The organism is Micromonospora sp. 4G55 (genome assembly GCF_016803375.1).
The window spans coordinates 1-7,870 of sequence record NZ_JAEVHN010000276.1 but is presented as its reverse complement, the minus strand read 5'-3'; the positions used below and the strand labels follow the sequence as shown (position 1 = coordinate 7,870).

Annotated in this window: 5 protein-coding genes and 1 pseudogene; 5 read left to right on the top strand and 1 reads right to left on the bottom strand. The window is 72.1% G+C overall.

Annotated elements, in window-relative coordinates:
* From JNW89_RS21100 to JNW89_RS21080, 5 genes and pseudogenes are all read left to right on the top strand, one after another.
* Nucleotides 1-2,596 (top strand): ATP-binding protein (locus JNW89_RS21100; protein WP_238450211.1); only part of this gene is annotated, 2,596 nt, incomplete at its 5' end.
* A gap of 1 nt (nucleotide 2,597) precedes the next feature.
* The gene (locus tag JNW89_RS21095) at nucleotides 2,598-4,553 is read left to right on the top strand and encodes an MFS transporter (RefSeq protein ID WP_238450210.1); all 1,956 of its coding nucleotides are present in this window, start codon (nucleotides 2,598-2,600) and stop codon (nucleotides 4,551-4,553) included.
* On the top strand, nucleotides 4,550-5,107 hold the full coding sequence (locus JNW89_RS21090) for a hypothetical protein (protein WP_238450209.1): 558 nt from the start codon (nucleotides 4,550-4,552) through the stop codon (nucleotides 5,105-5,107). The genes JNW89_RS21095 and JNW89_RS21090 overlap by 4 nt, the downstream gene beginning before the upstream one ends.
* Entirely contained in the window at nucleotides 5,104-6,303 is a 1,200-nt protein-coding gene (locus JNW89_RS21085; protein ID WP_238450208.1) for a M23 family metallopeptidase, read from the top strand. The genes JNW89_RS21090 and JNW89_RS21085 overlap by 4 nt, the downstream gene beginning before the upstream one ends.
* Nucleotides 6,300-6,901: pseudogene (locus JNW89_RS21080) on the top strand (hypothetical protein). Before JNW89_RS21085 ends, JNW89_RS21080 begins: the two are co-directional and overlap by 4 nt.
* A gap of 4 nt (nucleotides 6,902-6,905) precedes the next feature.
* Here JNW89_RS21080 and JNW89_RS21075 read toward each other — a convergent pair.
* A complete protein-coding gene (locus JNW89_RS21075; protein WP_238450207.1) occupies nucleotides 6,906-7,466 on the bottom strand; it encodes a hypothetical protein in 561 nt (186 codons plus the stop codon).
* Nucleotides 7,467-7,870 lie beyond the last annotated feature (404 nt).

The window sequence follows — 7,870 nt, the reverse complement described above, 5'->3', positions numbered from 1 at the left end:
CCCCGCCAAGCCCGTCCGGGTCCGCCCTCCGAAGATCAAGTTCGGTGACCGGGACCCGTCGATCGACCTGGCGATCACCGAGATCGCCGGCCACCTGACCTTCACTCCCAACACCGTCACCGCCTGGTACTGGCTGCCCGAGGTGCGCTGGGCGTTCCGCCCGGACGCCGAACGGGAGGCGCTGCTCTCGGCGATCTCGGAGCAGTACGCCGGCCTGGCCGGGTTCCGGCTGCACCTGCGCCGCACCACCCGTCCCTTCCCGGCCGACGAGTGGGCCCGCACCATCGACGCGCACACGGCCGCGCCGCTGCCGGACGTCCCCGGCACGCCCGGCTGGGCCGACCACCTGGTCGCCGCCCAGCGGCACCTGATGTCGGTCAACCACGCCGAGGGGCAGACCTACCTCGGCGTCACCTTCGCCCGGCGCTCCCTCGGCGACTCGCTCACCGAGCGGCTGCTGCGCACCTTCGGCCGGGGCACCGCCGACGGCGAGCGCCGCAAGCTCGGCCGCACCGTCGAGCAGTTCGACGAGGTGCTGGGCGCGTTCGGCATGCGTGGCCGCCGGGTGACCGCGCAGGAGCTGGAGTGGCTGCTCTACCGCTCGGTCGCGCTCTGCATGGCGCCGCCCGGCACGCTCTCCCCGGTGACCAACGGCCGGTGGGAGCGGGGTGACCTGCTCGCCCTCACCGAACAGGTCGAGCGCTACCGCACCCCGTACGGCTCGACGGTGAAGCTGGTCAACCGGATGACCGGCGAGGAGCGGCACGTCGCCGTGCTCGCCGTCGGCCGGATGGAGCCGCTGGAGATCCCCGAGCGGCACGAGCCCTGGCTGCACTTCCACGAGCGGCTGCCCTGGCCGATGGAGATCTCCACCCGGGTCGACATCCTCGGCTCCGGCGACTCCTTCCGTAACCTGGAGCACCGGCTGCGGATGATCCGCTCGCAGCAGCTCGACTACGCCGAGCACGGCATCGACGCCCCGCCCGAGTTGGAGCGACTGGCCAAGCGGGCGCTGGTGATCGGTGACGAGATGACCACCGGCCTGCCGGTGGACTCGGCCCGCGCGCATGGCTGGCACCGGATCGCCGTCGGCGGCCGGACCAGGGAGGAGTGCCTGGAACGGGCCCGCCGGCTCATCCAGCTCTACTCCCGCGAGCTGCGCATCTCGCTGCAACACCCGAAGAACCAGGACTGGCTGGCCCGCGAGTTCATCCCCGGCGAGCCGATCGCCAACACCGGCTACGTCCGGCGGATGCCGGTCAACCTGCTCGCCGCCGCGCTGCCGCAGGCCGCCTCCACCGTCGGCGACCGCCGGGGCGACCTGATCGGCCGTACCGCCGGCACCTGCCGCCGCCCGGTCTTCCTCGACCTGCACTTTCCGATGGAGGTCCGCGAACGCTCCGGCCTGGCGGTCTTCGTCGCCGAACCCGGTGGTGGCAAGTCGACCCTGCTCGGCGCCCTCGGCTACCTGGCCGCGCGGCGCGGGGTGCAGGTGACCCTGCTGGACCCGTCCGGCCCGCTGGCCCGGCTCTGCGCGATGCCGGAGCTGCGACCGTACGCACGGGTGCTCAACCTGACTGGGTCGGAGCAGGGGACGCTGGCCCCGTACTCGCTCATCCCCACCCCGCTGCGCAGCGAGTTCGGCAGTGGCGCGGCGGGCGACCGGGAGTTCGAGATCGCGGTCTCCAACGCCCGGGCCGAGCGCCGGATGCTGGTGCAGGACATCTGCATGATGCTGGTGCCGCCGCAGGTGGCCCGCGAGGCGTCCACCGCGACCCTGTTCCGGCACGCCGTACGCCAGGTGCCAGCGGAGGAGAGCTCCACGCTGGACGACGTGGTCGCCTGCCTGCAGGGGATGGACGACGACGCCGGCCGGGAGCTGGCCAACCTGCTGCTCGACACCGCCGAGATGCCGCTGGCGATGCTCTTCTTCGGCCGCCCGCCGGAAGGGCTGCTCGGCGCCGACGCGGCGCTCACCGTGATCACCATGGCCGGCCTCCGGCTCCCCGACCTCAAGATCGAGCGGGAGTACTGGTCCGCCGAGGAGGCGCTGGCCCTGCCGATGCTGCACACCGCGCACCGGCTCGCCGTGCGCCGCTGCTACGGCGGGTCGATGTCGTCGCGCAAGCTGGTCGGCCTGGACGAGGCGCACTTCATGGAGGGCTGGCGCTCCGGCCGGTCGTTCCTGGTCCGGCTCGCCCGGGACTCCCGCAAGTGGAACCTCGCCGCCCTGGTCGCCTCACAGAACCCGAAGGACATCCTCGGCCTCGACGTGCAGAACCTCGTCTCCACCGTCTTCGTCGGGCGGATCGCCGAGGACGCCGAGATCGCCTCCGAGGCGCTGCGGCTGCTCCGGGTGCCGGTCGACGACGGGTACGAGGCCACCCTCGCCTCGCTCTCGGCCGTGGACGCCACCTCGGCGGACCGGCTCGGTTTCCGCGAGTTCGTGATGCGCGACGTGGACGGCCGGGTACAGAAGGTCCGGGTCGACGTGTCGTACGTCGAGGGGCTGCTGGCACACCTGGACACCACCCCCGCCGGGGTCGCCCAGGTGGCCGGGCAACTGCCGACCATCCTGGCTGACCTGGAGGCGTGACATGGCGAGGGCCCGGGCACGGATCGCGGCGCTCCTCCTCGCGATCGGCGTACTCGCCGGTGCCACGATCGCCTGGCCGGCGGTCGCGGCTACACCGGCCTCGGCGGCCCCGCCGGTGGCGGCCCAGGCGGCAGCGGAACTGTGCAGCACCAAGGAGTGGCAGGCCGACTTCCGCGCCTGCGTCGCCAAGCTGCAGCAGATCAGCGAGAACGAGATCACCTGTCGGAAGCCGCCGGTCGCCTCCGCGCCGGACTCGGGTCTCGCCGGCTGGTTCGCCTCCCGGCCGGACTCCTCCAAGCTGCCCGGCCCGAAGGGCCTGTACAGCGACTACGGCTACGCCGGTTACAGCTTCAACACCTACGACGTCGAGGGTGGCTGCGCCTCGACGGTGCTGCACCCGGACTACAAGTTCACCACGACCGTGGCCAACGGCGAGTTCATGTTCGCCACGGCCATCATCGGTGCCTCGAACGCCCTGCGGGAGCGGGCGTGGGACCCCCGCTCGATGTGGGGCTGGGCCGACCCGCTGGTGGAGAAGGCGACCAAGGCCGTCTACCAGAAGGTGTTCAGCGTCTTCGGCATCGTCACGCTCTGCGTGGTGGGCCTCTACCTGATCTGGCGTTCGCGCCAGTCGGACATGAGCAACGCGATGACCACCGCCGGGTGGGCCCTGCTGGTGATGGTCGCGGTGACCGCCCTGGCCGCCTGGCCGGTCAAGTCCGCCAACATCGCGGACGGCACGCTCGTCACCACTCTCGGCGTCGTCCACGACGCGGTGGGGCCGGCTTCGAGAAGCGTCCCGGCCGACAAGTGCGTACTTCCGAACCCCGATGCCTGCGTCGACAAGCGGCCACCGGCCGTCCGGGCCAGCGACACGGCTACCGAGTCGATGCTCTACCGCAACTGGCTGCGGGGCGTGCTCGGGTCGGCGGACAGCGAAACCGCCAAGAAGTACGGTCCCGCGCTCTACGACGCCAAGTCGCTCTCCTGGGAGGAGGCGGGGAAGCTCCGGCAGAATCCCGCCACTCGCGAAGCGACGATCAAGGCCAAGCAGCAGCAGTGGATGACCGTGGCCGAGCAGATCAAGAAGGAGGACCCCGAGGCGTACGAATACCTCACCGGCGCCCGGGACATGGACCGGATCGGATCCGGCTTCATCGCCGTGCTGGCCTCGCTGCTCTTCGCGATGTTCGACCTGACCGCGTCGCTGCTCGTGCTGCTCGGCTTCCTGATCTTCCGCTGGGCGGTCATCGCGGCTCCGATCCTGGGCACGGTCGGCCTGCTGAGACCGGCCAGCGCCGGCCTGCGCCGGCTCGGCAACGCGGTCGTCGCGGCGCTGTTCAACATCGCCATCTTCGGCACCGGGGCCGCGATCTACCTCTTCGCGGTAGACCTGATCATGAGCACGCCCACCCTGGCCGGCTGGCTCCAGGTGGTGCTGGTCTGGCTCTGCGGCGTGGTCGGCTGGCTGCTGCTCCGTCCGTACCGGCGGATCACCCAGCTCGGCGGCAAGGACAGCAGCGAGGCGGTCAGCTCGGCCGGCTCCTGGCACCGTCGCTTCTTCCGCGACATGCGGATCGCCGCGCGGCTCGACGTGGTGGAGCCGGGGGGCACGGCCGAGCCGGCCGTCGCCCGGCGGCGCGGACTGGCGCTGGAGCCGTCGAACCTGCGCCCGGAAGCCCGACGGGAGGACCCGTCGCACTCCTCCACCACCCTCGCGGTGCGGGAACGACCGGACGGCCAGGAGCGGGCGGACGAGACCGAGCAGCCGGAGGTGCGGTCCGGTGGCGGCGAGCGGCGCTCCGCACCGCGCCCCCGCCGGCAACAGCCGGCGAGCTGGACGGAGCCGGACGTGCCCGAGGAATCGCCGTCCTTCGTCGTGTACCGACCCGACTCGGCCGAGCGCCCCCCGGCCAGCACCAGGCCCAGCCCTCGGGTGCGCTCAGAGGCACGGTGACGGCGATGCGACGGGCGATCGAGTTCCTGGTGACCCGGGTCCTGAGGTCCCGGATCGGTATCGCGCTCGCGATCGCCGTACTGGTCTTCGCGGTGATCGGGACCGCCCGGCTGGTGACCGGCCCCGTCGACCCGGCCATCGGGCTCAGCAACCGCCCGCGCGAGCCCATCACCACGGTGGATCCCACGGAGGGCGACGACGGCGTCATCGCCACACCGGTGCCGGCGTCCCCCAGCACGCGTCCCGGTGAACTGACCCCCCAGCAGACGGCGGACCGGTTCGCCCGGCTGTGGCTGGGTGGGGCGGCCACCACGGCGGTGAAGTGGCAGTCCGACCTGCGCCCGCTCTCCACCCCGGGCCTCACCGAGAAGCTGACGGGCGCCGATCCGGCGGGGGTGCCGGCGGAAAAGGTGACCGGGGAGCTGATTCTCCGGCCGCGCACGGAGGCCTTCGCGGAGGTGCTGGTCCCGTTGGAGACCGGGCGGCTCCGGCTGGAGTTGGTGGCGCCGGACGGGCGCTGGTTGGTGGACGCCGTGGACTGGGAGCGGGAATGACTGCCGAGCTGCCGGGGGTGGGCCAGCCGCCCCGTCGCCGACTCCGGGTCGGCGCCGTGGTCACCGCGCTGACCGCCACCCTCACCCTGCTCTGCTGCGGCGGCGGCACCGCGGCCTTCTTCCTCACCAACCTCGGCGGCGACGACCAGGATCTGGTGGCCGCGGAACAGACGTGCGGCGAGGACCACCGGGTCGACGTCACCAGCAGGATGCCGCGCATGTCCGACTACGGCGACAGCCAACTGCGCAACGCCGCCGTCATCATCAAGGTCGGGCAGGAGATGAAGGTGCCACCCCGCGGCTGGGTGATCGCGGTGGCGACCGCGATGCAGGAGTCGGCCCTGCGCAACCTGGCGAACAGTACAGTCGCCGGATCCCGCGGCATCCCCAACGAGGGGATCGGGCGCGACCACGACTCGGTCGGCCTGTTCCAGCAGCGGGCCGGGTGGGGCACCGTCGCGCAGCGGATGAGCCCGGACTACGCCGCCCGCAAGTTCTACGAGAAGCTCCTCAAGGTCGACGGTTGGGAGCGGCTCCCGCTGACCCTCGCCGCCCAGCGGGTCCAGATCAGCGCCTACCCGGACGCGTACGCCAAGCACGAGGACACCGCCAGCCGGATCGTGAACGCGCTGGCCAAGGGTGCCGCCCGGACCGTGCGGATCGCCGACAAGACCGTCTGCGACCGGGCGTCCGCCAAGGCGATCGCCGCCTCCGGCTGGACGTCACCGATCCCCGGCAGAGTGGGCTCGGGCTTCCGGACCGCGAGCCGACCGCAGCACAACGGGGTCGACATCGCCGCGCCGAAGGGGACCACGCCGATCCACGCGGCGGCCACCGGGCGGGTGCTGGTGGCGCGCTGCGACCCCGACCACCGGGGCCGGCTCGACTGCGACGTGGACGGTTACCCCGGCAAGGGCGGCTGCGGTTGGTTCGTCGACATCCTGCACGCCGGCGGGTACATCTCCCGCTACTGCCACATGGTGGCCAAGCCGCTGGTCGTCCCCGGTCAGGAGGTGCGAGCCGGTGAGGTGATCGGGCGGGTGGGCAGCAGCGGCAACTCCTCCGGCCCGCACCTGCACTTCGAGGTGCACCGGGACGGTGACCGCAGCTCCCTCGGGGCGATCGACCCGGTGCCGTTCATGCTGCAGCGGGGTGCGCCCCTCAACGGGTCGAGCACGAGGCAAGCGGCACGATGAGCGGTCCGCTGCCGGATCCCTTCGCCGGCCAGCCCGACTGGGCGCCACTGACCCCCCGGCCGTCGAGATCGTGCCCGCCACCGGGCGGGTCGAGCTGCGCGGCCGGCGGGTCCTGGTCGGGCTGCCTGGCCTGGGCTGGCGCGGTGACCTGCGGGCCGACGAACGGGTGGTGCAGGGCAGCCGCACCTACGTGCCGGTGATCCCCGAGCACGAGTGGTACCGGGCCGAGTCCGACCAGGTCGAGGTGTTCGCGCCGTTGATCCCGGTGGAGCGGGTCTGGGTCGAGACGCTCGGCGAGCGCCCGTCGCCGGGGGCGGCCCCCCGCGAACAGGGCATCCGGCTGGTCTCGCTGGACGAGCCGGCCCACCGCATACCGACGCCGGTTTTCGAGGCCGACAGGGTCAGCGGCCGGCGGGTGGTGCACGTCGAGGATTCGGTCGAGCACCGGGACCTGCGCGCGGTGACTGAGACCTACTCGGGCGCCGACGGCGACATCTGCGTCCGGATCACCCCGGAACTGGAGTGGTACCGGTGGGCCTGGCGCGGGCAGCCACCGACCACCCTGGAGGTTCCGGTGCATCTGTTGTGGATCGAGTGAGGACTCAGCCGGCGCGGGCGGCCTCGCAAACCCTCCAGTGGTCACCCAACTGCGTGCGGAACCGCCACCTCTGACGATCGCTCTGAGAGCTGCCGTCCACGGAGGCCGAGATGATCAGGTCAGCCTCGACTGCGGCGCTCCCGCCCTGCTGCTCCACCTGAAGAGCGCCCCAGCTGACGGTGATCGTGGTCGCGAAGCGCTCCTCGCGGGCCTTGAGGTCATCACGTAGGGACTGCAACGCGGGCAGCCCGGCCGGACTGCCCTCACAGACGAGCAGGCTGGCCCGCGCGTCGTTCCGGTTGACCAGATATTCGCGCAGGTAGTTGTCCACCACCACGTCCGGGGCGCTGCGGTCCGGGGTCGCGGCGCGGTCGTACAGCACGTAGCCGATCACCGCGCCGCTCACGCAGAGCAGCGCCAGCACCCCCGCGACCACGGTGAGGACGGTGCGGGTCCGGCGGGGCTGCTGCTGTGGCGCCGGCGGGGCGGCCGGGGGCGCCAACTGGTCCGGCGGGGTCCGCTGCGCCGGTACGCGGGAGACCTGGGAACCGGCGGGGGGCTGCACTGATTCCACCCCCTGAGGCTATCGGCTGAGCGCCCCGCACCCAATGCCCCAGATCCTGCGGATCGTGACAGGACGAACCCGTGACGTGAGAGTTCGCCACGCTTTGCGACAAGACTGTTCCGCTCCGCCGCGCTTCCCAGGCGAGCGGTTGGACCTGGGATACCGTCGGGACTCGGGGAGGTTTCCAACCTCGGAAAGAGGGGTGGACACGGTGGCCGGTCCGAAGTCGCGTATGAACCGTGCCGCCGCCCTGCACCGGCGGGCCGCCGCCACCGCCGTGGCTGCCGCCGGCGTACTCGACGAGACCGAGACCTGCACGGTCTGGGCGGCCTCGGTCAGCGGCATGTCCTTCCAGCCGTCGACCTGCTTGAGACCCTTCAGGAACGCCATCGTCGAGTACTCGG